Origin of the sequence: Propionibacterium acidifaciens DSM 21887 (assembly GCF_000426605.1) — a bacterium.
Taxonomy (GTDB): domain Bacteria; phylum Actinomycetota; class Actinomycetes; order Propionibacteriales; family Propionibacteriaceae; genus Propionibacterium; species Propionibacterium acidifaciens.
Genome location: NZ_AUFR01000008.1, coordinates 85,517 through 111,517, shown reverse-complemented (window position 1 = coordinate 111,517; position 26,001 = coordinate 85,517). Strand labels below are relative to the sequence as shown.

20 protein-coding genes are annotated in these 26,001 nt (G+C 68.2%); 7 read left to right on the top strand and 13 right to left on the bottom strand.

The features are described 5' to 3' along the window. Window positions 1-4: 4 nt before the first annotated feature. The 11 genes from K336_RS14385 to lanKC all read right to left on the bottom strand — a co-directional run bounded on the left by K336_RS14385 (window position 5) and on the right by lanKC (window position 13,877). On the bottom strand, window positions 5-763 hold the full coding sequence (locus tag K336_RS14385; protein ID WP_021796585.1) for a lysophospholipid acyltransferase family protein: 759 nt from the start codon (window positions 761-763) through the stop codon (window positions 5-7). Continuing rightward, the gene (locus tag K336_RS0104435; protein ID WP_028706391.1) at window positions 763-1,539 is read right to left on the bottom strand and encodes an SDR family NAD(P)-dependent oxidoreductase; all 777 of its coding nucleotides are present in this window, start codon (window positions 1,537-1,539) and stop codon (window positions 763-765) included. Before K336_RS0104435 ends, K336_RS14385 begins: the two co-directional genes overlap by 1 nt. Window positions 1,540-1,811: 272 nt before the next feature. Next, entirely contained in the window at window positions 1,812-3,002 is a 1,191-nt protein-coding gene (locus K336_RS0104430; RefSeq protein ID WP_021796572.1) for an acetate/propionate family kinase, read from the bottom strand. A gap of 25 nt (window positions 3,003-3,027) precedes the next feature. After that, a complete protein-coding gene (gene pta / locus K336_RS0104425; protein WP_028706390.1) occupies window positions 3,028-4,590 on the bottom strand; it encodes a phosphate acetyltransferase in 1,563 nt (520 codons plus the stop codon). Between the two features lie 338 nt (window positions 4,591-4,928). After that, entirely contained in the window at window positions 4,929-5,561 is a 633-nt protein-coding gene (locus K336_RS0104420; protein ID WP_021796571.1) for a hypothetical protein, read from the bottom strand. A gap of 84 nt (window positions 5,562-5,645) precedes the next feature. Beyond that, entirely contained in the window at window positions 5,646-6,848 is a 1,203-nt protein-coding gene (locus K336_RS0104415; protein WP_021796588.1) for a sensor histidine kinase, read from the bottom strand. A gap of 33 nt (window positions 6,849-6,881) precedes the next feature. Continuing rightward, complete coding sequence (locus K336_RS0104410) at window positions 6,882-7,715, bottom strand: hypothetical protein (RefSeq protein ID WP_123826059.1); 834 nt, start codon at window positions 7,713-7,715, stop codon at window positions 6,882-6,884. Between the two features lie 5 nt (window positions 7,716-7,720). Next, window positions 7,721-8,392 carry an ABC transporter ATP-binding protein gene (locus K336_RS14380; protein WP_196807725.1) on the bottom strand — a complete coding sequence of 224 codons (672 nt, stop codon included), beginning with the start codon at window positions 8,390-8,392 and terminating at the stop codon, window positions 7,721-7,723. A gap of 82 nt (window positions 8,393-8,474) precedes the next feature. Further along, a complete protein-coding gene (locus K336_RS0104400) occupies window positions 8,475-10,193 on the bottom strand; it encodes an ABC transporter ATP-binding protein (RefSeq protein WP_028706388.1) in 1,719 nt (572 codons plus the stop codon). Window positions 10,194-10,325: 132 nt separating this feature from the next. Then, window positions 10,326-10,463: a SapB/AmfS family lanthipeptide gene (locus tag K336_RS20095; protein ID WP_123826057.1), complete on the bottom strand. Its 138-nt coding sequence runs from the start codon at window positions 10,461-10,463 to the stop codon at window positions 10,326-10,328. A 711-nt stretch (window positions 10,464-11,174) separates the two neighbouring features. Then, window positions 11,175-13,877: a class III lanthionine synthetase LanKC gene (lanKC, locus tag K336_RS14375; RefSeq protein ID WP_051245395.1), complete on the bottom strand. Its 2,703-nt coding sequence runs from the start codon at window positions 13,875-13,877 to the stop codon at window positions 11,175-11,177. Window positions 13,878-14,284: 407 nt separating this feature from the next. On the opposite strand from lanKC, the gene K336_RS0104385 reads away from it, so the two are divergent. From K336_RS0104385 to K336_RS16805, 3 genes are all read left to right on the top strand, one after another. After that, window positions 14,285-15,004: a response regulator gene (locus K336_RS0104385; protein ID WP_021796581.1), complete on the top strand. Its 720-nt coding sequence runs from the start codon at window positions 14,285-14,287 to the stop codon at window positions 15,002-15,004. Beyond that, window positions 15,001-17,085: a prolyl oligopeptidase family serine peptidase gene (locus K336_RS0104380; protein WP_081660572.1), complete on the top strand. Its 2,085-nt coding sequence runs from the start codon at window positions 15,001-15,003 to the stop codon at window positions 17,083-17,085. The genes K336_RS0104385 and K336_RS0104380 overlap by 4 nt, the downstream gene beginning before the upstream one ends. A 313-nt stretch (window positions 17,086-17,398) precedes the next feature. Further along, window positions 17,399-18,028 carry an HXXEE domain-containing protein gene (locus tag K336_RS16805; RefSeq protein WP_051245394.1) on the top strand — a complete coding sequence of 210 codons (630 nt, stop codon included), beginning with the start codon at window positions 17,399-17,401 and terminating at the stop codon, window positions 18,026-18,028. Window positions 18,029-18,291: 263 nt separating this feature from the next. Here K336_RS16805 and K336_RS14365 read toward each other — a convergent pair whose 3' ends face one another. Further along, window positions 18,292-21,585, bottom strand: coding sequence for a DEAD/DEAH box helicase (locus K336_RS14365; RefSeq protein WP_051245393.1), 3,294 nt, complete (start codon window positions 21,583-21,585; stop codon window positions 18,292-18,294). Window positions 21,586-21,819: 234 nt separating this feature from the next. Between K336_RS14365 and K336_RS0104365 the strand changes: the two genes are divergently transcribed. The 4 genes from K336_RS0104365 to K336_RS0104355 are packed head-to-tail and all read left to right on the top strand — an operon-like array spanning window position 21,820 to window position 25,134. Further along, window positions 21,820-22,614 carry a deoxyribonuclease IV gene (locus K336_RS0104365; RefSeq protein WP_028706385.1) on the top strand — a complete coding sequence of 265 codons (795 nt, stop codon included), beginning with the start codon at window positions 21,820-21,822 and terminating at the stop codon, window positions 22,612-22,614. Between the two features lies 1 nt (window position 22,615). After that, window positions 22,616-24,175, top strand: a complete 1,560-nt coding sequence (locus K336_RS14360) for an AMP-dependent synthetase/ligase (RefSeq protein WP_051245392.1) — start codon at window positions 22,616-22,618, stop codon at window positions 24,173-24,175. Then, window positions 24,103-24,546: a hypothetical protein gene (locus tag K336_RS19670; protein WP_423809679.1), complete on the top strand. Its 444-nt coding sequence runs from the start codon at window positions 24,103-24,105 to the stop codon at window positions 24,544-24,546. The genes K336_RS14360 and K336_RS19670 overlap by 73 nt, the downstream gene beginning before the upstream one ends. Window positions 24,547-24,555: 9 nt before the next feature. Beyond that, on the top strand, window positions 24,556-25,134 hold the full coding sequence (locus K336_RS0104355; protein WP_028706384.1) for a TetR/AcrR family transcriptional regulator: 579 nt from the start codon (window positions 24,556-24,558) through the stop codon (window positions 25,132-25,134). A gap of 24 nt (window positions 25,135-25,158) precedes the next feature. Here K336_RS0104355 and K336_RS0104350 read toward each other — a convergent pair whose 3' ends face one another. Further along, window positions 25,159-25,950, bottom strand: a complete 792-nt coding sequence (locus tag K336_RS0104350) for a helical backbone metal receptor (protein WP_028706383.1) — start codon at window positions 25,948-25,950, stop codon at window positions 25,159-25,161. Between the last annotated feature and the right edge of the window lie 51 nt (window positions 25,951-26,001).

The following is a 26,001-nucleotide window of genomic DNA, read 5'->3' as shown; positions in this document are numbered from 1 at the left end:
GGCCTCAGTGCTTCCCCCCGTCCGACCTGCGGGCCCGCTCGATCGCCGCCAAGTGCATCATCTCGGCCTGGGTGGGCATGCCGTAGGCCCTCGCCACACCGTCGTGCATCTCGATGATCTTGCGGCGCACCCGCTCGGAGAACTCGTGGGCGATCTCGCCCGGCTCGGCGGTCATCGGGGCCCCGTAGACGACGTGCACGTCGGGGCGGCCGGGCAGCCAGCGCTTCTCGGTGGGCGGCCACGCCGCCCACGAGCCGACCAGCGCCACGGGGACGACCGGCACGTTGTGGGCGATCGCCAGGGCCGCGGTACCGGGTTTGAAACGCCCCATGCCGCCTGTACGGGACCGGGTGCCCTCGGGGAAGATGAGCAGCGAGACGCCCGCGTCGAGCAGCTCGCCCGACATACCCCGGTGGTTCCGGCCCTTGTTGCGGGCCCGGTCGACGGGGAAGGCGTTCATGAGCAGCTGGGTGCCCATCGCCGTGTACCACTTGGTGAAGAAGTAGTCGGCCGCTGCACCGGTGGCCAGTTCCTTGGTGAGCCGACTCGGCATCGTGAGCATGATGAGCGGGCCGTCGAAGTGGCCCGAGTGGTTCGGGGTGACCAGGAACGGGGCCCGCAGGTCGTCGAGGTGCTCCAGGCCGTGCACGTGCGCCTTGACGGCGCGGTCGAGCACCGGCTTGATGAGGGCGTAGCGCACGGAGTCGCGGGCGATGGCCGCCACCGTCGACTTGTAGAGCCGCGGGTTGCGTCCGAAGTTCATCAGCGGGCCCCCTGCCTGTCATGGCCGCTGCGAACCTTACTCGCCACGAGCCGGGACAGCCCGACAGGGCCGTGCCTCAGTGCCCAGGCGGCCGCCCTCCAGATGGCCTTCGGCGTGACCTGCACCCGGCCCGCGTCGAGGGCCGCGAGCGCCTCGGCGGCCACCTGCTCGGGCTCGACCCAGGCCCAGCCCGGCAGGCGCGGGCGGCGCATGCCCGCCGCCGCGTGGTAGTTCGTCCTCGCCCAGCCGGGCAGGACGACGGTGGCGTGCACCCCGGTGCCGGCCAGCCGCCCCGCGAGCGCCTCGGTGTAGCTCACGACCCAGCGCTTGGTCGCCGAGTAGACGTCGGCGTCGATGAGGGCGTTCACCGAGGCGACGTTGACGATCCCACCGGCGCCACGACGGACCATCTGGCGGCCGGCCGCGCCCGACAGGACGAGCACCGCCAGCGCCATCGCCGTGAGCGCCCCGGCGTGGCCGGACCAGTCGGCGTCGAGCAGATCGGCGTGCGCCGCGAAGCCGGCGCCGTTGACGAGGACGTCGATCTCGTGGGCGTCGATGAAGGCCTCGACGGTCCGGATGCCGGCCGGGTCGGACAGGTCCGCTGGAAGGGTCTCGACGGCGACCCCGTGCCGGGCCCGCAGCTGCTGCGCGGCCGCGTCGAGTCTCGACCCGTCGCGCGCCACGAGCACCAGATCGTCCCCGCGGGCCGCCAGGGCGTGGGCGAACGCCAACCCGATGCCACTGCTTCCCCCGGTGACGAGTGCGGTAGCCATGGCCACCAATCTATCCTCTCGCCGCCGGCCCCTCCACCGGTGCGCACGAGCCCGGGGACGATCCCGGTGGGCCTGCGGGCAGGGGCGATGCACCGCGCCCGGGCGCGTACGGTCGGATCGTGGGACGGGCCCCGGTGGGCCGGCGCCGGGAGGCTCCGCGGCCGCCCCGGGGTGACGGACCGGCATGCATCGGCCCCCGGCACGGGGGTCGTCGCATCGGCGTCCTGACGTCGACGGGGCCGGCGGGGGATCCCCGGCCCGTTCGACCGCCGTCAGCCGGCCAGCAGGCCGGCTGCCTGCTGGGCCATGGCCAGCTCCTCGTTGGTCCGCACGACGAGCACCCCGACCCGCGACTCGGGCGCGGAGATCAGGTGCGGGGCCTTGTCGCGCCGGCCGTTGAGCTCCTCGTCGAGGACGACGCCGATGCCGGCGAGCTTCGCGCAGATCTCGCGGCGGGTGAAGGCCGAGTTCTCGCCGATGCCCGCGGTGAAGGTGATGGCGTCGACGCCGCCGAGCAGGTTCGCGTAGCCGCCGATGTAGAACGCCAGGCGGTGCGTGTACACGTTCATGGCGGTGATCGTGTCGGCGTCGCCGGCCTCGAACTGCGCCTCGACGTCGCGCATGTCGGTGACGCCCGACATGCCGAGCATGCCCGAGTTCTTGTTGAGCTCGGTGTCGATGCGGTCGACGTCCCAGCCCTCGGCGCGGTGCAGGTAGGCGAAGACGCCCGGGTCGATGTCGCCCGAGCGGGTGCCCATGACGAGGCCGGCCAGCGGGGTCAGGCCCATCGAGGTCTCGACGGCACGGCCGCCCTTGACGGCCGAGATCGAGGCGCCGTTGCCGAGGTGGCAGACGATCTGGCGCAGCTCCGCCGGGTCGGCGCCCAGCACGCCGGGCACCAGGCCGGCGACGTACTGGTGACTCGTGCCGTGGAAGCCGTACTTGCGGATCGCGTGCCTGGCGGCCAGCCCGCGGTCGATGGCGTAGGTGTGGGCCTCGGCCGGCAGGTTGACGAAGAACGCGGTGTCGAAGATGCCGACGTGCGGCACGTCCGGGAGCAGTGTGCGGGCGGCGCGGATGCCCTTGATCCCGGCCGGGTTGTGCAGCGGCGCCAGCGGGACGAGCTCCTCGAGGGTGTCCAGCACCTCGTCGTCGATGACGGTCGGGGCGGCGAAGCGGTCGCCGCCGTGCACCGTGCGGTGGGCGACCGCCGCGACGTCGTCGAGCGAGGGGCCGTGATCGGCGAACATCGTGAAGACCGCCTTGAGGGCCACCGTGTGGTCGGGCAGCCGCGGGGTGACCGTGAACTCGTCGTCGCCGACCTCGTGGGTGACGATGCCGTCGCTCGCGTCGCCGATGCGCTCCACCAGGCCCTTGGCCAGCACGGCCTCGGAGTCGGGGTCGATGAGCTGGTACTTGAGGGAGCTGGAGCCGCAGTTCAGCACCAGGATTGGTTCGGTCATGTCTCTCCTTGTCAGGCCAGGACTCTCAGGCGAGCGGGCCGTTCGTGCCCTGGGCCTGGATGGCGGTCATGATGATGGTGTTGACGATGTCGTCGACGAGGGCGCCGCGCGACAGGTCGTTGACGGGGCGGCGCAGGCCCTGCAGCAGCGGGCCGACCGCCACGGCGCCGGCGGTGCGCTGGCAGATCTTGTAGCCGATGTTGCCGGCCTCCAGATCGGGGAAGACGAACACGGTCGCGCGGCCGGCGACCTCGGAGTCGGGCATCTTCTTGGCCCCGACGACGGGATCGATGGCGGCGTCGAACTGGATCGGGCCGGCGATCCGCTCCTCGGGGGCGCGCTGGACGGCCTCCTCGTAGCCGGCGCGGACCCGGTCGACGTCCGGACCGCTGCCGGAGGTGCCCGTCGAGTAGGTCAGCATGGCGACCTTGGGGTCGATGCCGAACATGCGGGCGGTCTGGGCGCTCGCGAGGGCGATGTCGGCGAGCTGGGCCGGCTCCGGGTTCGGGGTGACGGCGCAGTCGGCGAACAGCAGCACGCGGTCGGCGAGGCTCATGAGGAAGGCGCCCGAGACGGTCTTCATGCCCGGGTTCGTCTTGATGACCTGGAGGGCCGGGCGGATGGTGTTGGCCGTCGTGTGGTTGGCGCCCGAGACGAGGCCGTCGGCGCCGCCCATGTACACCATCATCGTGCCGAAGCAGGCGCCGTCGGCCATGGCCTCGCGGGCCTGCTCGAGGGTGACGCCCTTCTTGGCGCGCAGCTCGGCGAACTTGGCGGCGTAGGATTCGATGAGCTCCGGGTTGTTCATCGAGACGATCTCGACGCCGGTCAGGTCGAGGCCCTGCCTCTTCGCGTCGGCGCGCACCTGCTCCTCCTCGCCGAGCAGGACGATCCTGGCGACGCCGCGGGCGGCGACGACCGAGGCGGCCTCGAGGATGCGGGGGTCCTCGCTCTCGGGCAGCACGATCGTCCGCACGTCGGCCCTGGCCGTGGCCATGAGCTCGTGGCTGAAGCGGGCCGGGGTACGGGTGGTGATCGTCACATCGGTCGCGGCCAGCACGGCAGACAGGTCGTCGCCGAGGACGGCGGCGGGCACGCCGAGCGAGGCGAGAAGGGTGCGGGTGGCGTCGGTGTGGGTCGGGCCGGTGGCGATGATCGCCACGACGGTGGCGTGCTGGGCGGCCAGGCCGTCCAGGGCGACGCGGGCCAGGCCGAGGGCGTGGTCGGGGCCCTGGGAGGCGTCGACGACCAGGACGACCGGGGCGGCCAGGTCGGCGGCGAGGCGGCCGTTGAGGGCCAGCTCGGTGGGGGCGGTGACGCCGGAGTAGTCGGTGCCCACGGCGACGACGGGCCCGGCGGCGGCGAGCGCCTCGAAGCGCTCGATGATGCCCGTCTCGGCCTCGTCGGTGCTCCTGGCGAATTCGTCGAAGGAGGCGCCGACGAGGCGGGCCGAGGAGGCCTGCGCGGCCAGCGGGTGGAAGAGGACGGCGGGACTGGACTGGCGTCCGGCGGCCTCGGCGATGGCCTGAGCGGCGGCGCTCAGATCGGCCCGGGCATCGGGGGACGCGACATATACACGTGTGCTCACGGGAACAAAGCTACGCCACCGGGGCCCGTCGCGCCGAACCGGAGAACGGAACATGGGGCGTGCTCCCACCGCGGCCCCCGATCCGGTGCGCCCCACCCCGTCCCGTTCCCACCTCGTCCCGTTCCCCGGTCCGGCGCTGCCTGCTTCTCCCGCCTCTTCTCCCGTTCCCACCTCGCTTTTGCGCTCGCACCTCGTTTTTGCGCTCGTACCTCGGACATGTCCCGGGTGCTAACCGGAAAGTGAGGTGGGAGCGGAGGGGCGGCAGCGAAGCCGGGGTCGGGACGGGGCCGGACGGGTGTGCGGGCCCCAGGCCAGCAGCCCGCGGATGTCGTCCGGGGTCAGCGGCGTCCGCCGTCGTTCCTGAGCTGCGGCAGCAGGGTGGCGGCCGCGATGCCGCCGAGCATGATCACCGTCCCGACGGTCATGGCCGCACGGGGCAGGCCGTGCGCCAGTGCTGCGACGAGCGCGCCGCCGAGGGCGAGACCCATGACGATGGCCCGGTGGGCCCGTACGCGCAGGATCGCGGTGATCGCGGCCAGGCCGATGAGGGTGACGGCCATCCCGTAGGCGGCCAGCTGCGGGAACTGAGGACCCCTGCCCGTGCACATGTCGGTGATGCCTATGTGCAGGGTGAGCAGGAGCGCTGACAGCATGGCCAGGATCGCGGTCCAGATCCTCGTCTGCTGGCGCTGGTCAGGGCCGGGGCGCAGGGGCGTGGATCCGACCAGGCGGTTCCAGAGCGGCATGAGCATCAGCAGCAGCGTGCAGACCAGCAGCGTGGCGGGCATGGCGGCCGCCGAGACGCCGCGGGGAACGGCCGACGCGCCGTGGCGGCCGGCGGCCTGACGGGTGATGACCTGCGCAGGCATGTCGTCCCAGAACAGCAGGCTGTAGCAGATCATGCCCGCCAGGGCGATGACGACGATGATGTAGCCGATGACCGGCTGAGAGCTGTGCGATCGGATGTTCATGCCCGTCTCCTTCGTGGACAGTGACAACGATGCCCGCTGGAGCGTTCACCGGTCATCGCACTTCTGGACACTCGTGTCTCCTTCTTAAGTCCCCGCGAGGGCGGTGGGGCCATCCTCCCCGGCACGTTGCGGCAGCCGGGCCCGGACGGCCCAGCCGCCCTCGTGCGGGCCTGCTGTCAAAGTGCCGCCGAGCAGCTCGCAGCGCATGCGCATGCCCTGGATGCCCAGCCCCGACCCGCTGATGCCGGAGGTCGGTTGGGTCGCCAGCCCATTGGTCACGGACAGGCTCATCCAACCGTTCTTGATGGTCAGGTCCACCATGATGGGGGCTCCTGGGGCATAGCGGTGGGCGTTCGTCAACGACTCCTGGACGATCCGGTACAGGGCGAGCCCGACAGCTGGTGAGACCTTCGGGTCCTGAGGCATCGCGACACCGATGTCGGGGTTGATCGCCCTGGCCCGACGCAACAGCTCGGGAATGTCCGCGAGGGTCGGCTGGGGGGCGGTGGGGGCCTGGGAACCCGCCGCGAGGATGCCGACCACCTCGTGCAGGCTCTCGCTGGCGCTGCCGGCCTCGCGGGTCAGTTCTTCGAGCAGCTCTGCTGCGCGTTGCGGGTTTCCGGGGAGCATGCGTCGGGCGAGCCTGGCGTCGAGCAGGACGGCAGTCATGTGATGGGAGGCGATGTCGTGCAGTTCCCGGGCCATGAGCCCGCGTTCGTCCTCGAGTGCCTTGGCGATCCTCGCTTCGCTCTCGGCCCGTTCTGCTTTCAGGAGGGTCTCCACTCCAACCGCTCGTTCGTTCGCGATCCGCATCCAGGCCCCGACCAGGGTGGGGGCCCCGATGAAGAGCGAGCCCGAGACGAAACCGACTGGTGCGAGGAGAGCGATGCCGTCGGAGCCGGTGCGCACGGGGGCGAGCACGAAGGCCCCGATCGTCGTCGTGAGGCCGATCATCGCGGTGACGGAGCTGGTCCGTGACCGGGTACGCCGTCCCAGCCAGAAGCACAGCGGCAGATAGAGCAGGAACTGCGTGACGAATGGATTCTGCTGCGTCAGTGCTGCAACGAGAACAGCAGTATGGACGATCGCGAACGCCACGACCGGTCGGTTGATGAGAATGATGGTGCAGACGACCCCGAGAACGGTCAGGCCGATCTGCCACAGAATCTGGGCGAGCGAGTTTTCTGAGTTCGCCACCAGCAGCACGTTCAAGAGACTCACCAGGAACGATGCCAGTACGGTCTGCCGCAGCTGCTGGTTGACGCGCTCAGCCGCACCTCTGCTCATGTGCATGTCTCCGTCCGATGCCGGCCAGCAGCGCTACAACGCCGAGAAGGTCAGCTCCCTGCGGTTGAAGCAGAATGCACCCCATGTCACCACGATGGCAGACCATGCCACGACGATACCCGCTGCGAGCCAGCCCTGGGCGCCCGGCTGCGTCGAAAGCCCCGTGGCGCTCAGCGGGAGACAGCCGTGGAGGATGTCGGCGCCGGTGAGCGTGGCGAGTGAGCGGAAGGTCGACTCGACGACGAACAGACCGCCCAGCAGGAGGAGCAGAACGGTTTGCCGACGCAGCAGGAAGCCGAGGCCGGCGCCGAGGACACCGCACAGCACGAGTGTGACGAGTCCGCGCAACTCCGACATGACCAGGGCGAACGGATCCAGTGCCAGGTTGATGCGCTGCACGGCGAGAGCGGTGAACAGGACGAGCAGTCTGACCGCGGTGAGACCGAACGCGGCGACGAATGAGGCGAGTGCAGCGGCCGCGCACTTGTTCCGGTAGAGCTGCCCGCGGCGGGGCAACGCCACGGCCGCGCTTGTCATGGAGGCGAAGTGGTACTCGCGGGTGATGAACAGGCCCCCCATGATCATCATTGCGAGAGCCGCCGGGCTCACTCCGCCGACGCCGCCGGCATTGGCGGCGGCTGTGAGCTGCAAGCCGGGCTGGTCCAATGACAGTTTCGCCAGATCCTCGGGGGACATGGATTGAGCCTGCGTCGCATTGGGGATGACTCTGTTGAGAGAAATGAGGGCGTTGATCGTATCCCTCGCGAAGGCTTCGAGTGTGGCGACCAAGAAAGTCGCGATGATCAGGATGATCGTCATGGTGGAGGCGATTCGGCCTTGGCGCAGTCGCATGATCTCAACGTTCATGGTACTCATCCTCGATTTCCTGAAGTGGCGAGATAGAAAGAATCAAGATCGTCGGGCAAGGTGTCCGACTGTGCCACGACGCGGCCTCCTCGAACTATGACGACGGCGTCTATCGTGCGTTGCAGCTCGGCCAGGATGTGACTGGTGATCAGCACCGACCCGCCACTGGCCGCGAAGCGCCGGAGGAGGGTGCGGAACCATTCCATGCCCTCGGGATCGAGACCGTTGGATGGTTCATCGAGGACGAGAACATGTGGATCGCCCACCAGCGCGAGGGCCAGGCTGAGGCGTTGACGCATGCCCAGGCTCATCTCACGGACCCTCATGGGGCCTGCATCCGCCAGCCCGACCTGCTCCAAGTGCGCGTCGACGGCGTGAGGATCGGTCAGCCCGGCGGCGGCCCTGGCCAGGGCGACGCATTCGGCTGCCCTGCGGTTCGGATGCAGCCCAGCGTTTTCGCACAGAGCGCCGACCAGACGAGACGGTACGGGGATGGCATCATACCGATTCCCCTCCACCAGGCAGATGCCGGAGTCAGGGCTGGCGAGTCCGAGAAGACAGCGCAGCATCGTCGTCTTGCCCGAACCATTCGGGCCGAGCAGCCCGGTGACTGCTCCGGACTCGATGCTGAAGCTGACGTCGTCGAGGATGAGGCGACTTTCATAGCTCTTCGTCACGTGTTCGAAGGAGATGGGTGCCGGGTCGGAGGGCCTCGTGCTGGGGATGGTGGAAGTCCCTGTTGTCATGGCAGTTCTTCTCTCATGCTGCTGCTTGCGTGGGGGCCAGCAGATCCTGGTACTCGGACGTTGTTGCAAGAAGCTCCTGGCGGCAGCCGTCGGCCAGTATGCTGCCATGATCCATGACCAGGACGCGGTCGCTCGAGTTGAGGTGCTCGAGGTTGTGCGAGACGATGAGCACCGTGCGCGTTGCGGCGAAGCTCTCGAGCAGATGGGTCAAGGAGGACCTGGTCACGGGATCAAGATTGGAGTCCGGCTCGTCCATGAGGATGATGTCGGCGTCGCTGAGCAGCACTCGGGCCCAGGCGATTCGCTGTCGCTGGCCGCCGGAGAGAGTGATTCCGGCTTGGCCCAAGTCCGTGTCAAGACCGAAATCCTTCTTCCCCAGCAGATCGGTGAGACCGACGTGCTCAAGGGCCTCGTACAGGGTGGAGTCCGGGTGGCGGTGGCAGCCGAGTTCCAGATTCTCTCTCAGCGTGCCGGTGAGCACGATCGAGTCCTGACCGACGAGGGCGAGGCGTCTGCGGTAGGAGTTCAGGTCGAGCTGGTCGATCGGGACACCGCCGAGTGAGATGTGCCCGGCGTCGGGGTGGTAGAATCGTTCGATGAGTTCCAGGAGCGTGGACTTGCCTGAACCGGATCGACCGACGATGGTGACTGTTTCTCCACGGCGCAGGACGAAGTTGACATCAGTGAGCACTGGAGTTCCCGGCTCGTATGAGAAGGAGACGCTGTCGAAGCGCAGCAGTTCGTCTCCCGATGCGGTGCCGATGGCAGTCTGATGGTCGGCGCGCACGTCATCCTCTGATTCAAAGAAATCAACCTCATAGCAGCGCTTGAGGGCGCCCAGGCCGATCTGCATCTGGGTGAATGCCTGGCCGAGGCTGCTGATCGGTGCGATCATCATGAACATGTAGGTGATGTAGGCGAGCAGGGTTCCCAATGTTGTCGCACCCGAGGCCAGCCGTGCGGTGCCGACCACGATCACTGCGGCGATCGAGCCTTGGATGCAGACATTGAGAGCAGGCTGGACGCACGCGGACAGGACGGTGATCCTCAGACCCTTGCGGTAAAGATTGTGGGAGCTGAGGCGTAGATGATCCAGCTCCAGCGGTTCAGCATTCGTCGCCTTGATGGTGCGCAGCGCTGAGAGCATGCGCTCGGTGCTCACGGAGAAATCTCCCAGAGCCTCCTGCACTTCGGCGGACATGCTGTTCGCCCGGTTGGTGACTGCGATCACCAAGGACAGGCCGAGGACGAAGGCCGCTGCTGTCACCGCGAACAGTATCGGGTCGGACATGATCATGAAGACCGTTGTTCCGGCGAGCATGAGAACAGAACCGGCAACCGGCAGGATCCCGGCAGACAGGAACTGCTTCACCATGGTGCTGTCCGCGTTGGCGCGTGAGAGCAGGTCGGCGGTGTTGGCCGCATCGAGCTCGCTGATCGTCATGCTGACATAGCGACGACCCAGACGGGTGCGCAGGCGATGGGCGACGGCTTCGGCGCCCCGACCCGTCAGATAGGCCTGCACGGCACCAATGACGGTGGTCCCCACGACGAGAGCCGCGAGCAGCTCGATCGTGTCGGCTTGCAGGCCGCCTTGAATCCCGTCGTTGACTGTTTTCTGCAGGACGCGGGGCTGGACGACGGACAGACCAGCTGCGGTCACCGACAGGACCAAGGCGGTACCGAGGGTGATGCGACTTCCCCTGGTGAGTCCGACGAGGTAGCTGCGCATGCTGGACGGAAGGTCCTCCGGGTGGCGTCTTGCTGCGTTCTCAGACATGAGGGACTGTTTCCTTTCTCCAAGTGGCTGTGGGGAACAGCGACGTTCCCCACAGCCACTGGCGGTGAACGGGTGGTCAGACCGTCAAACGGTCAGGCAGACGGCCACGGAGGCGAAACTCACCGAACAGAGGGAACAGCTGGCGAAACTGACGGGATTGCAGGTTCGCATTCCACCGGTGGGTTCGGTCTCGGTTCGTTGCAGATCCAGTATGTACTGCATGAGATGTCCTTTCTACTCGTGAGGCTTTGAGGATTCGTTCAGCAGAACCAGGTGCTGAACGAACTTCCGCAGAGCGCCAGACTGCTGCTGCTGGTGATCGTGCGGTCCATGTCTCTGGCCTCCTCGACGAGGCCCTGCATTCTCAGGACTTCCGACATGATGAGCTCCTTGCCGCCAGGTGTCTGGCAGGTGATTGATTCTGAGTCTGCTCGCGCAGAACGGCGGACTGCCGCCTGTCATTGTTCTGCATCCGATGCATGATTCGCGTTGATTCTTCGGCTTCAAGGGCCCCTTGACGCCGATGCGTGTCAGCAGATGGCGGCGCTCCAAGTGCTTGCACATCCGACGAGGCTCCATGAGCTGCACATGCGAGTGGTGCGATCGGTCGATTCCGAACCCTGAAGTGACAGGATGTATGACATGATTTCTCCTTTGAAATGGTTTGTGGTGGTCAGCAGACGATGACACTGTGCGTACTGAAGCAGAACGCCCAGCTGTTGGTGCTGGGGAATCTGGTGTCCTGCTCCTCGGAATTGATTCCCTGCATTTCCAGAATTTGTGACATGGTTCATCCTCTTTTCGTGTCGGCGCTCTTCAGCAGAACCAGATGCTGTGGGTGCTGTAGCATGTCCAGTTGGACCAGTTGCTCGGGCTGCGGGTAGGCTCGGAATGTGTGTCGAGCGACTGCAGAACGAGGATTCCGTGCATGGTTCACCTCCTCTCCATGATGAGCTCTGACGATGCTCCCCGCCATTCATTTCCGCTGTGACCCACGCTGATCCGGTCCAGCAGTGGGGTGCGGAACAGATTGGGAGGGACGATCTTGAGGTGGCGGCTCTCGTACAGTCGGAGGACGGACAGGACGCCTGCGCTCCCGGAGGACCAGTCACACGAGAGCCGCATGAGCTGTTCTCCTGGAAAGACGATTCCGGTGCCACGTACCAGGGCATGCAGGTTCAGCAGTCGGGCTTGACGCGCCAGGACCTCTTCGTCGCTGATCGATGCCCACGGGCACTGGAGCAGGCGGTCCGCGAAGAGAAGAAAGCCGGCGCGGCCGTTGAACAGATTGCTCTGCACCGCGAAGGGCGGGACGAGCGTCCGTTCAATGCCGTGAAGCGTTCTCACGAGTTCATCGGTGGGCCTGTGCTCGAGCAGGCGCATGATCACCAGACCGATGCCGATGGATCCAGTTGCCAGATAGGGCAGCACTCGCCAGCCCTCGTTCAGCTGCAGGGAGCCGTCAGGTGTTTGGACCAGCAGGGCGAGGTCCCTGTCCAGGGCGGTGCTCGCCCGATCAGGATCGGTGTCGTCGCCCGTGAGTTCATGACTGCAGATCCAGTACAGGGCCTGACCGGCCATCCCCTGCATCAGTCCGCCCTTGCCCACTGCGGCTGTCGCTGTGCCATTGACCTCTCGGACAATGCTTGAGCGGTCCTCGTCAAAGCGGTCGAGCATCACCTCGTGAATGGCGGCGATGGTCTCGTCGTAGTGGTGCTGGTTGTGTCTGCGGGCCTGGTCCATGAGGCAGATGCCGATCCCGGACAGTCCTGAGTAAAGATCACTGGGAAGACTTGGCAGATGAAGTGTCCTGACCTTTTCAAAAAGCCTGCCAGCCGCTTCTCCTCTGCCGAGACGGTCGAGTGTCCATGCAGCTCCAGCAAGACCGTTGTAGAAGCCGAACGAGGTCTTGCTCGAGTCGGCCGCGGTTTCCTCGATCCAATCGAGCACGTCCTCCCGCTGCCGTGCCTCAGGGTGCGCCAGGAGAACACCGCATGCCCCTGTTGCGATCCCGTAGCCGCCCTCGTCGAACTGGCTCACGTCACCGGGCCAGACACGGTCGGGCCGTGACAGGTCGAGTGCTTCGTCCAGGCCGCGGACGATCGCGGCATCGATCTCAGCAACTGCTTCGGGATCATCCATGCACCATGCGTCCCGTGCCACCCGTGCGCGTCGTCGCAGCGGTGCCGGATTGTCATCGGTCACTGTCAGTGAGATGTCGGCGACGATCGAGGCGCAGAACTCATCACTCAATGCATAAAATTGTCTGGCATGTTCGACCAGACCTCGCAACTTGCTGTGATCCAGCGGCAGGAGGACCGTGAGTGGTACGAACATCGACAGTTTGATGCAGCCCAACCCGTAGAGATCAGCTGCAATTCCTGTGCGGCCGTCCTCGGCGATGTACCCAGGTGCCCCGGCGGGCGCGCTGGTCGGGTCGTCGACGTCATGGGCCATCTCGAAGTCGATGAAGCGGATGTCCCCATCGGGGGTGACGATGATGTTGTTCGGGTGCAGGTCCCCGAAGACGATTCCATGCTCGTGAAAAGCGTGGACTGTTCGCTCGACCTTCGCAAGGGTGGCCAGCGCCCAGTCGCGGTAGTCAAGTATTTCTCGATTGCCGACTCCTGCCCGGATCTCTGGGCTGCGCATGACCATTTCGCTGTTGAGGGTCGTGCCCTCGATCAGTTCCTCCTCCATGAAGCAGTGCTCGCCCGCTTTGAACACACGGTGGCATCTGACGACTTCAGGGAGGTCGGCCAACCGGTCGAGGAACTCTGCTTCACGGAGCAGACGTGCCACCGCATCGGTGCCATCCGGCGAGATGCCTGCATGGGGGCGGGCCTCCTTCAGCACGACCGGATGCTCCTGGCCGTCGGGGATGGCCCGATAAATTCCGCCCCCGTTGCTGAAGTGCATCGCGTCGAGTACTGCATAGGGGAACTCTTCGGGTCGGTCACCAGAATTCAGAGCGTCCATCTGTGCTCGGATGAAATCAGGGATCTGCACCCATTCCGGCGGACGGAAGACCGGCTGGCGATCGTCTTCGACCAGTTCTCCTGACGGATTCCTGATCGCTGGGCTCAGCTCGTCGGTGCGTGATCTCATGAGCAGCGGACGGAAGCCGCCGTAACGCAGGTAGACGGGGCCTCCATGGTAACGGATGTCGCTGAGGATGTAGGGCCCCTCGGCGCCGCCGATGATCGCGTCCAGTTCTGCGGCAATGCGAGCGCACTGCTCATCGTCATCGGGATAAATGGTGATGAATTTTCCGCTGCCGCCACGATGCGCGTACTTCATGTTGGTCCGCATGAGCTCCGTCCGGGTCGGCAGGAACTTGAACGGGACGGCAGACGCATGGCAGTAGGATGCGACGTCTCCAAGGAGTTTCTGCGCGTTTTCCATGGTGGCACTGACGTGAATCTTCCAGCCCTGCTCAGGCATGTTCATCCCAGGTGGCATCACATATTCCCAGCCATTCCCCGTGGACAGCGACCAGCTGGTCCAGTCGCGGTCGCGGGGAAGTTCGAACCGTCGCGCTCCCGAACCATTCGTCGTGTCGCGTTTGATGTCGTAGAACGCCGGGTCGGCGTAGCAGAACGCGAGATATTTCATGTCCATCGGGTCTGTCTCCATTGGAATAGTCATGACTTGTGGAATCCCCATGGTGGAGTTCTCGCTCGCTTGTTGTGTCCTGGTTCGATCCCGCATCCAACGCGCGATCCCTTGATGGGGTGATTCGATTGTGATGGCTGCCGCCCGCTTGGTCCAGATCTGTGACGACCAAGGTACGAGTGCGGGACTGGACCAAAGGAGTAGCCGCCGCCGGCGCAGGTGAACCTTGCGGCAGATGTCGACCGCGACGGATACCGAGCGGGGGAGCGGCCCCCGTTATCCTGTGTCGGGTTCTCCGCCCCGCCCGTGTCCCGGGCGAACTTCTCGGGGTTCCCGACGGGGGTCCCCGGGGCTATCGTGGATGGCGCCACAGCCTCGTGCCGAGGCCCACCCCCGTCCTGGTGGACGGGCTGATCCCAGGAGGGACCATGCAGCAAGATGAATCGGCAGGCATCGACGCCCCCGATCCCGAGGACCCCGGTACGGTCACTGTCCTGATCGCGGATGACCAGGCGATCATCCGCCGTGGACTGCGGGATTTCCTCGGCGAGAGTCCCGACATCGAGGTCGTGGCCGAGGCCTCCACCGGTTACGAGGCCGTCTCTCTGGCGCACGCATGGCGACCCGATGTGATCCTCATGGATCTGCGGATGCCGAAGGGCAACGGGTTGGAGGCTACACGGCAGATCCTGGCCGAGTCTGACCGATCCAAGATCCTGATCCTGACCACCTTCGAACGTGACGAGTACCTGTTCGTCGCCATGGATCTCGGTGCTTCTGGATTCGCCAACAAGGATCTCGATCTCGATGATCTGTCCGAGGCGATCCGTACGGTCGCCCGAGGCGGCTGCTGGCTGAAACCACGGTTGGCTGCTCGGCTGGCGGCCGAGTTCGCGAACCGCAAGCCGGTGCCCGTTCCGACGGCGGGGGCCGCTCCGGAACTGCTCACCGTGCGGGAGCGTCAAGTGGCTGCTCTCATCTCGGACGGATTGAGCAATCAACAGATTGCGCGTCGTCTCCACTTGGAGGTGACGACGGTGAAAGCACATATCGGGTCGATATTCAACCGGCTCGACATGAACAACCGGGTCCAGATCGCCATCTGGGCGCATGACAGGCAGTTGGTCTTCTCGGCGGAGGATGAATGATGAACGGAGCCGGGCCGATGGCGACCATTTCGCATGTCCGCAGCTGGACCGATCAGTGGGAGTGGCTCAGGAACAGCCCAGATGAGTTGCAGCGGGTGCTCGAGGACGAGGCCGAGTGCAGCGAGCGGGTCCTTGCCGGGCCTGCCCGAAGGGCTGATGCGCTCGTGGGTGTTCCCGTTGCTGATCTGTTCTACGAACAAGCTTCGCAGCCCGCGGTGCGATCAGGGGACTTCTGGTATCTCATGGTGCTCGACGGGGAGGCCGGCAGTCCCAGCATAATGCGAGTGCCTCATGATTCCGACGAGCCGGAGCCGACGGCCACGGATCTCATGTCAGATCCACGTGCGCAGGTGGCGCTCAATGTCGCGGAATTGGCACCCGGGGCTTCACTCGGATCAGTCGTGTTCAGCAGTGATGGCAGGATCGTCTGCTGGACGGAGGACCCGGATGGTTCGGAATCCTACAGGGTCCATGTGACCTCGGTCGCCGGTCAGAAGGAGCTTCTTGACCCGATCGACGGTTGTTCTGGCAGTGTCGTCCTCGATGAAAAAGGGTCGCGGGTCGTGTGGGTCGGGCTCGACGGGACACGCCGGCCTGCGGCCGTCTTCGCCAAGAGTTTTTCTGATGGCCGGGTCACTGTGTTGCACCACGAGTGCGATGAGCGTCTGAGGCTACGAATGAAGCAGTGCGTCTCGGGAGATTTCCTCTTGCTGGATGCGGTGAGCAGGACCATGGTGCGACACTTCATCTCCCGCCTGGGCGCTGCCGATCTTCGACTTCGACAGGTTGCGGGCCTGCCATTCGAGGGACGGTCGACCCTCGATGTCGGAGAGCTGGACGGGCGTCCGGCCCTGTTCGCCACAGTCGCCACGGATGATCAACCGAATGGCCGTCTGCTGGTCCGCTTCATCGACCGCCTCGGCGGCGCAGAGGGGGACTGGAGGTGTCTCATCGAGCATGACGAGCGTTCCGTGCTGGCTCCGGTGCTGGTGACTCGTCGCAATCTCGTCATCGGGCGCCGCAGGGAGGGGCACCAGGAGATCGTCATCGCCAAGCCGACAGTTCCGTTGACGGGCATCCGTTCGGTGCGTGGCGCCACTGGTTCGGAATTGAGCGTCACGGCCCTGCCCGACTGGGATGGCTCGATTCTCAGAGTGGGCGTCAGCTCCTATGTGCACCGGCCCCTGAGTGGCAGGGTCGACCTGGACGAAACCGAGCCGAGGGTCGAGCTGGCTGCGCTCAACGAGGATGTCTACGAGACGAAGGAACTTTTCGGCGAGACTGCTGATGGCGTTCGGATCCCCATTACTCTTGTCGGTCGGCGAGATCGCACCGGTCCCGCTCCCTGCCTGCTCAGTGTCTATGGTGCATACGGGGTGAATCAGCGCCCCAACTACAATCCGCTGCTTCTCAAGCTGTTCGACGCAGGCATGGTCTTCGCGGTTGCCCATGTACGCGGTGGAGGTGAGCTCGGCCCCCGGTGGCACACGGTGGCGACCGGCCTGGGAAAACCACTCACCTTCACCGACGTGCTGGCGTGCTTGGACGCCCTTGTCGCACGACGAACGGCTGATCCGAATCGTGTTGCCCTCATCGGCGGCAGCGCTGGAGGCCTGGCTGTGGGGGCGGTCCTCAATCTTGCGCCGGAACGGTTCAGGGCGGTGGTCGCCGACATGCCTTTTGTCGATCCGCTGACAACGATGATGCACCCGGATCTTCCATTGACGATCAGCGATCGCTCGGAGTGGGGGGACCCGTTGGCCGATCCGAGGATCTTCGAGTGCATCCGCGGATATTCACCGTGCCAGAACGTGCGTGACGCGGTTTACCCCCCGGTGCTTGCCACGGTCAGGACGAGGGACGCGCGGGTTTCTCCGCTGGAGGCCCTCAAATGGATCCGTGCGCTGCGCACCACTGCGAGGGGCGGGCCCTTCGTACTGCGTGTTCGTTCCGGCGGCCACCTGCATGCTGCATCATTCGATGCGACGGTTCACGACACGGCTGTCCAGTACGCATGGATCGCCGATCAGCTCGGCGTTGACCTGACCGGCGGATGCCGGGGTCCGAATCCGTCACGCTGACCCAGCGCACGACCGTGCCCGAACGGGCCGCCATCGCCGCGATGGTCCTCATCATGGTGCTCTTCCCGCTGCCCATCCGGCCCGCGATCCCCAGGGGCAGTTCGGGCACGGAGGACGAGGTCCCGGGTTGGAAGAGAGCCTCGACCCGGTGCGCCATGACTCGTCCCGGACCGTCGTCGTGCGGCGGTGGACCGACGCGCGCGGGCATAGTGGCTCCTCTCCGAGGAGGTGATCGAGGGGCCCGGCGTGGGGCCCACCAGGGCGGCCGATGACATGGAGAACCTGTAAATGCAAGATGACAAGGGAGTATATCATGATGTTCGGACATCGGAACGGGAACGGCGACCGCGGTGGCCAGGGGGTTCCCGTCGAGGCGACCCGGGGCCTGTTCTGGGCCTGGGTCGCCAACGACCTCGAGGAACTGACCACCATGGGGCCGTGGTCGAGGAGGCACGGCTCCGAGCTCGCGAGCAGACTCGCAGGGCGACTGCCGGGCGGGGCCCCCCGACGGGTGAGCGGCGGGCTGAGCGAGAGGCACGTCCGCGTGTCGATATCGATCATGGGATGCCTCATGCTCGCCCTCGCCGAGCGGGGCAGGGCGACCGGGGGCAGGTCCCGGCTCTATCAGGTGGGCCTGCTCGGTTTCGGCGTCCACGGCTTCACCCATCTGCTCAATTCGGCCGTGTGGCGCGGCTACACGCCCGGAGTCGCCACCGCGCCGACCGTCGTCATCCCGTTCTCGGCCTGGGCCGTCCGGGAGCTGGCGCGCAACGGGGTGCTGCGTCTCGACGGCAGGACGATCACGACGGCGCTCGTCGGCCTGCCCGTCACGATCCTCGGCATCCATGGCCTGACCGCGCGCCTCGTCGACCCCGAGGACGCCCCGGAGGACGTCGCCCCGGGGCGCACCACCCCTGGGGAGCGCACCACCCCTGGGGGCTGAGCCCCCAAGGCCGGGAGATGGGCTCGGGACTCGGCCGCTCCTCGCTTCTCCCGCCTCTTCTCCGGTTCCCACTTCGCCTTTGCGTTCGCACCTCGTACATGTCCAGGGTGTTGACCGAAGAGTGCGGTGGGAACGGAAGGTGAGGTGGGAACGGAGGGGCGGCAGCGAAGCCGGGTGCGGGGCCGGGACCAGGCCGGAGGGGCGGTGCGGGGCCGGGCCGGTGGGCTCCGGTCCCGGACGGCACCGGGCCCCATGGCCCCGCCTCAGGCCAGCAGCCCGCGGATGTCGTCCAGGGTCAGGGCGCCGCTGCTCAGCGCCTCGTCGCCGACGACCTGGTCGAACAGCTCGCGCTTGCGCTGCTGCAGCTCCACGACCTTCTCCTCGATGGTGTCGGCCGACACGAGGCGGTAGACCATCACCTGCTTGTCCTGGCCGATGCGGTGGGTGCGGTCGATGGCCTGGCGCTCGGCGGCCGGGTTCCACCACGGGTCGAGGACGAAGACGTAGTCGGCCTCGGTGAGCGTGAGGCCGAAACCGCCCGCCTTGAGCGAGATGAGGAACGCCGTGGCGTCGCCCTCCTTGAAGGCCCGCACCCGCTCCTCGCGGCGGCGGGTGCGCCCGTCGAGGTACTCCCAGCCGATCCGCTCGGCGGTGAGGCGCTCGCGCACCAGCTTGAGGAAGCCCGTGAACTGGCTGAACACGAGCGCCCGGTGCCCGGCCTGGGCCAACGAGTGGAGCTGCTCGGCGAGCGAGTCGATCTTCTCGGAGCCGACGGCCAGGTCCGCCTCGTCGAGCAGGCCCGGGTGCAGGCTGAGCTGGCGCAGCCTCGTGAGGGCGGCGAGGATCTCGATGCGGTGCGTGCGGGAGCTGTCGTCGAGCAGCCCCAGCACGCGCATGCGGGTGGCGGCCAGCTCACGGTCGTAGATGCGGCGGTGGGCCCGCCCCAGCGTCACCGGCACGACGAACTCCTGCTTGGGCGGCAGTTCGGCGGCCACCTGCTCCTTGGTGCGGCGCAGCATGAGCGGGCGGGTGCGCCGGTGCAGCAGGGCGAGCCGGTCCGGCTCGTCGCCCGATTCGATCGGATGGGCGATGTCGGCCTGGAAGCGCCTCGGGTCGGGGAACAGGCCGGGCGCGGCGATCGACAGCAGACTCCACAGGTCCATGAGGGAGTTCTCCAGCGGCGTGCCGGTGATGACGAGCCGCATGCGCGCCAGCAGGCGCCTCACGACGGCGTAGGTCTTGGCCGTGTGGTTCTTCACGAACTGCGCCTCGTCGAGCACGAGCAGGCTCCACTCCAGCGCGGTGAAGCTCGCCTCGTCCAGCCGTACGAGCGTGTACGAGGCCACGACGACGTCGGCGCCGGCGACGGCCCGGGCCAGCGGCACGCCCGACTTGGTGGCCGTCTGGTCGATGACGACGACCCGCAGCGAGGGCGCGAACTTGCGGGCCTCGCCCGTCCAGGCCGCCATGACGGAGGTGGGGGCGACGACGAGCGCCGGGCGCGCGAGCTCCCCGGTCTCACGGGCCCGCGCGATGAGCGCCAGGGTCTGCAGCGTCTTGCCCAGGCCCATGTCGTCGGCGAGGATGCCGCCCAGCCCCGCCGTCCACAGCGCGGCGAGCCACTGGTAGCCCTCCGTCTGGTAGGGGCGCAGCCGGGCCCCGATCGCCGCCGGCACGTCGGGCGGGGCGATCTCGTCCAGGTGCCCGAGCGCGGCGACCGAGCGCCGCCAGCGGGCCGAGGCGGCCGTGATGGCGCCCGAGGCCTCCAGGTCCTGCCAGGGCCCCAGGTCCCAGCGGCTCAGGCGCATCTCGCCCGTTCCCGGGTCGACGAGCCGCGCCGCCTCCTCGACGAGACGACGCAGCGGATCGAGCCCGGGACGGGCGAGGTCGATCCAGGCGCCGTCGTCGAGCATGACGTGGTCGTCGCCGGCGGTCAGGGCGGCCAGCAGCGCCGCCACTGGCAGCTCCCGGCCGTCGATCGTCACGACGACCGACAGGCCGAACCAGTCGGTCGAGCCGTCCAGGGCGGCGTCCTCCACCGCCGAGGTGGCGAGGGCCGCGTCATCGGCGTCGGGCTCGGCGTCGAGGACCTCGACGGCGAGCCTCGGTTCGCCGGTGAGCTCGGTGTACTCGGGACGGACGCCGATGCATTCGACGAGCACGTGCGGGTCGTCCTCCAGAGCGGGCAGCTCGCGGGTGACGAAGTCGAGGAGGGCGCGCCCGGTCAGCTCGGCGGTCTGCCCCCCGACGAGATCGCGGACCCGGTCCAGGAGGAGCCGCGTCCCCTCGTCCATGAGCCCGGCGGGGCAGCGCTCAAGCTCGAGCCTGGTGCTGTGGCCGGCCGAGGCGAGGGCGACCCCGCTGCGCAGCGCCAGCCGTCCGGGCCGGCTGAAGTCGAGCTGCACCCACAGGCCCCCGGTCGGCGGCGCGTCGATGTCGACCCGCGCGTCGCTGCTCGTCAGACGCAGGTTGCTGCGCAGCTGCGGGGCGTACAGGCCGAGGAAGCGCGGCAGATCGTCGGCGGGCAGCGCCAGCGAGGGCGCCGCCTCGAGCAGGGGCCGCAGGGCCGGGTCGACGGAGCGGTCGAGCTCGGTCAGCCGCAGCTCGCCGCGAGGCTCGGTGCGCAGGATGCCGTGGGCCGGCTCGCCCAGCAGCGTCCAGCCGGGGCGGAACGGCTCGGGGCGCCCGTCGCGGCTCAGCAGCACCTGCAGCTCGTAGTCGTCGCCGGCCGCCGCGAGGTTCAGGCCGAGGGAGGCCTTCGTCGGGTCCAGGTGGACGCGGGCGTGCCGGCGGTCGCCCAGGTCGTGCAGCAGCTCGACCCCCGCGTCGACGGCCCGGCGCAGCTGCGCCCAGACCTCGGAGGGCAGCGACTCGAGCGTCACGCGGTTCGCCGCGTGGGCGTCCCCGGAGCCCAGCAGCTGCGCCAGCCCCACGACGGCGGCCCGCTGGTCGGAGCGGGCCTGGACCATCGCCGGGGCCTCGACGAGATCGCGCCAGCGCACGCGCTTGCCGACCCAGTCCCCGTCCACGCCGGTGCGCAGCAGGTGCAGCCGCCAGCGGCCGGAGGAGACGTAGTCGTACCCGGCGATGCCGGCGTCCTCGAAGACGACGGCGAGCTTGCGCGTGCCGCCCTGCTCGGGGGCGAGCCGGGCCATCACGCGCTCCCACGAGCTGGTCGGCGCGGGCGCCGAGGCCGCGGCGCGGCCCTCGAGGACGAGCTGCGCGGCCGAGCGGGCGCTCATGAGCAGCGCGACGGCGTGCTTGCAGTCCCTGCCCTTGGGGCAGGTGCACGAGTCCGACCAGGTGATGACGCGCCGGCCCGCGCAGATGAAGCGGATCGAGGTGTCGTACGGGGACGACAGGGTGCCCTGCACGTGCCCCGAGAGGGCGTCGGGCCCCAGCCGCACGTCGGTGACGACGCCGGAGCGTTCGGCGTAGGCGGCGCCCCGCTCGACGGAGCGCTGCGGGTAGTGGTTGAGGAGGACCTCGTCGTCCAAACGGGCCAGCCAGCGCAGTGGCGCCGATGCGGCCGGATCGTGGTCGAGGTGGGCGTTCATCCTATCCAGTCTAGGCGCGCGCACCGGGCCCGGGCGAAGGGTCCGGACCGGGTCGCCGCAGCAGGCGCGGGCCGTTCGCCGTGGGCGTCCGGGCGTCCGTCGCCCGCGCTCGCGGGCTTTCCGGAGCCGCTCGCGGCGAATGCTCGCGGGGCCTTTGACCGTTCGCGGCGAGCGCTCGCGGGTCCCGGCGGGGCCGGTCGGGGCTCCGCCCCGGGCGCCCACTAGGCTCACCGTATGTCAGTCCTGATCGGTGCCCACGTCGACGAGGAGGACCCCGTCGGCGAGGCCGCGGCGCGCGGCGCCGACATCGTCCAGATCAGCCTCGGCGATCCGCGGAGCTGGAAGGGCCCCGTCCTCGCCCACGGGGGCGGCCCGCAGGCGCTGCGGCGCGCGGCCGCCGACGCTGGGCTGGCGCTCGTCGTCCACGCGCCCTTCGTCATCAACGTGGCCAGCACCAACAACCGCATCCGCGTGCCGAGCCGCCGACTGCTCCAGAAGCACGTCGACATGGCGGCCGAACTCGGCGCGCTCGGGGTCGTCGTCCACGGCGGGCACGTCACCGCCGAGGACGACCCCGGGGCCGGCTACGAGAACTGGGCGAAGGCCGTGGCCGGGCTCGACGCCGCGGTGCCGATCCTCATCGAGAACACCGCGGGCGGCCGGCACGCCATGGCCCGCCGGCTCGAGTCGATCGACCGGCTGTGGACGGCGCTCGCGGCGGTCGATGGGGGGGACCGGGTCGGCTTCTGCCTCGACACCTGCCACGCCCACGGGGCAGGCCTCGGCCTCGACGGCCTCGTCGACCGGGTGCGGGCCATCACCGGACGCATCGACCTCGTGCACGCCAACGACTCGCGCGACGAGCCCGGAACCGGCGCCGACCGGCACGCCAACCTCGGCCGGGGCCTCGCCGACGCCGGGGCCATCGCCCACGTCGTCGCCACCGCCGGGGCGCCCGCCGTCGTCGAGACACCCGGCGGGCCCGAGGCCCAGGCCGCCGACATCGCCTGGCTGCGAGCGAGGATCTGACATGTCACACCACCGCCCGCTGCACTACGCGCAGGACAACGTCGCTCTCATGTTCAAGGCCGCGGCCGCCCGCTACAGCCACCGTCCGGCCACCCGGGTGCGCGTCGGGGACGAGGGCGCGGTCTGGGACATCGCCACCTACCGCGAGTTGGACGAACGCGTCACCCAGATCGCCTGCGCACTGCTCCGGCAGGGCATCACCGCCGGTGACCGTGTCGGTATCTACGCCCGCAACCGTCCCGAGTGGACCCAGGCCGACCTGGCCTGCCAGTACATCGGCGCCGTCCCGGTGCCGATCTACGCGACGAACACGTCCGAGCAGGCCGCCCACATCGCCGGCGACTGCCAGATGGTCGCCGCCTTCGCCGGTAGCGCCCAGGAGACCGCCACCATGATCGAGGCGGCCACCTCGGTACCGAGCCTGCGCCTGATCGTCTCGATGGACCCGTGCGACGACGACCCCCGGCACGGCACAGCCTGGGACGGCGAGTTCTGCTGGCTCGCCGATTTCGCGCCCGCCGGTGAACCCGCTGACACCGCCCTGGCGACCGAGGTCGATGCCCGCCTGGCGTCGGCCACCGGCGACGACCTGTACAGCATCATCTACACCTCGGGCACCACCGGCGAACCGAAGGGCGTCATGCTTGCCCACCGCGCGATGATCGCCGAGTTCCGGGCCCTCGACGAGATGTTCGACATCGGTCCTGCCGAGCACTCGCTGTGCTTCCTGCCCCTCTCACACGCCCTCGAACGGGCCTGGACGGCCTATCTGTGGGCGCACGGCTGCATGAACACCTATGTCACCGACACCCGCAGCATCGCCGAACTCATGCCGCTGGCGCGCCCGACCATGGTGGTCGCCGTCCCCAAGCTCTACGAGACGATCATGACGATGGCCCGCGAACAGGCCGCCGGGTCGCGGCTCCGCAAGCGCCTCTTCGACTGGTCGATCGGTGTCGGCGCCAGGGTGCAGGCCGCGTACAACAACGGCGAATACCCGCGGCTGCGCGACCAGGTGAAACTCCTCGTGGCTGACCGGCTCGTCCTGAGCAAGATCCGGGGCGCCATCGGCGGGCCGAAGAAGATGCTCGTCAGCGGCGGCGCGCCCCTGCCTCGGGAGGCCGCGTTGTTCTTCGGCGCGGCAGGGCTGCAGATCCTCAACGGCTACGGCATGACCGAGGCGGCACCACTCATCTCCTTCAACTCGCACTCGCACTGGCAGCGCGGCAGCGTCGGACGGGTCATGAGCGGCGGGCGGCTGCGCATCGGCCCCGAGAACGAGATCCTCTACACCGGCCCCAATCTCATGGACGGCTACTGGGGCGACGAGGAGGCCACGGACCGGGCTTTCTGGATCGACGAGGACGGCACCCGCTGGCTGCGGACCGGTGATGCCGGCAGGATCAACCACAAGGGCTATCTGTTCATCACCGACCGGCTGAAGGACATCATCGTCACCAAGGGAGGCAAGAACATCGCGCCCAGCCCATCGAGGCGCTGCTTCAGGCCGATCCCCTGTTCGAGCAGGCGGTCCTGCTGGGCAACGACAGGCCGTTCCTGACGCTCCTTGTGAAGCCCTCGCTGCCCACGATGGATGAGATCGCCGAGAAGCTGCAGATCCAGTACGGCCACGTCAACGAGCTCTTCTCGAACCCGCGCGTCATCGAGGAGGTCAAGGCCCGGGCGGCACGGCTCACAGGCTCGCTGCCCAAGCACGAGCAGTTCAGGGAGATGTTCCTCTCGCCGGAGGAGTTCTCCATCGCGAACGGCCTCCTCACCCCGACGCTGAAGGTGAAGCGCCGGGAGGTCGAGCGCCGTTTCGCCGACGTCATCGACCAGATGTACGCCCGCTTCTCCGAGCGGCGTGAGCGGGGCTCCGAACCGGATCCACGCCGTGAGGCGGCCCCGTCCGCGGCGGGGCCGGCTGCGTAGACTGGCGGCGTGCCCGAACAGCCTCGAAGCATCCGCAGCCGCCAGGCGATCATCGAGGCGACTGCCGATCTCATCGGCAAGCAGGGCGTCAGCGGCACCTCGGTGGCGGACATCATCAGGGCCTCGGGCACCTCGACGGGGGCGATCTACCACCACTTCGGCAGCAAGCAGGAGATCATCGTCGAGACCGCCCGGCAGGCGCTCCACTGGCCGATGACCGTCATCACCGAGTACTTCGACAACCCCGCATCCCCGGCAGACCTGTTCGGCTACGCGGTCGAGGCGCTGCGGTTCGGCCCCGAACTGGGTGAACTGCTCGTCCAGCTCGGCGCGGGCGGCCTCAGCGACGACGAACTGGGCCGGGCGCTGCGCGCCGAGTTCAGCCAGCTGCGCGACGGACTCGACCTGACCCTCGGTTCGTGGGCCCGCAACCAGGGCCTGCCGCAGGAGCGGGTGCGTGGCCTGGCCGAGATGCTCGTCGGGCTGATCCTCGGGTTCGCCACCCAGCGCGCCCTCGTCGACGACTTCGACGAGGCCGCCTACGAGGTCCAGGGCCGTGCGATGCTCGCGGCAGCGGTGGCCGGCTGACGGCACCCTCCCCGCCCGGTCCGCTCAACCGCGTCCCATCAGCCGGCGGATCCGGGCGCGGGCGTCGACCATGGCGGGGCCATACCAGACCACCGGGCGTTCGGGCAGGATCCGTACGTCGTGGCCGGGGAAGCACTCGGGGCCGTCGTCGGGTGTGAACGGATAGGGCGCGTCGAGCAGGACGACGGCATCGGCGCCGGCCCGCTGGATCGTCTCGACGGTGACGGCCGGGTAACGCGCGGACCGCCAGCCCGCGACGTCGAGCGGCGCCAGCGGGAAACCGGAGCGGCGCAGCAGGTCTGCCGCGTAGGTGCGGGGCCCGACGACCATCCACGGGTCGCGCCAGATGCACACGACGACGCGCGCGCCAGGCTCCTCGTCCGGTGCGCTCCAGGCGCGAGAGGCCGCCGCGAGCCACTTGGGCTCCGGGGTCAGGCCGAGCGCCTCGCCCAGGAGCCGACGCAGGCTCGCCAGGGCGCCGTCGACGCTGTCCACGTCGGTGACCCACACGGCCACGCCGGCCGCGCGCAGCGCCTCGACGTCGGCGCGGCGGTTCTCCTCCCGCGCTGCGACGACCAGATCGGGTGCCAGGGTGGTGATGGCCGCCAGGTCGGGGTTCTTCGGGCCCCGCACCCGGCGGACGGCGTGCCCGGCCCGCTCGGCAAGGTCGGCCGGGCGGACGCAGAACTCGGTGGCCCCGACGATGCGTTCGGGACAGCTCCAGGCGAGGGCCTCGGTGAGTGAGGGCACCAGGCTGACGACACGTCGGGGCAGCACGGCCGGTTCGACGGTGTACCCGAGATCGTCGGTCGCCATGGTCCCCTCCCCGCGCTGCCGGATCCCACTCTGGCACACCGTGTGGCCACG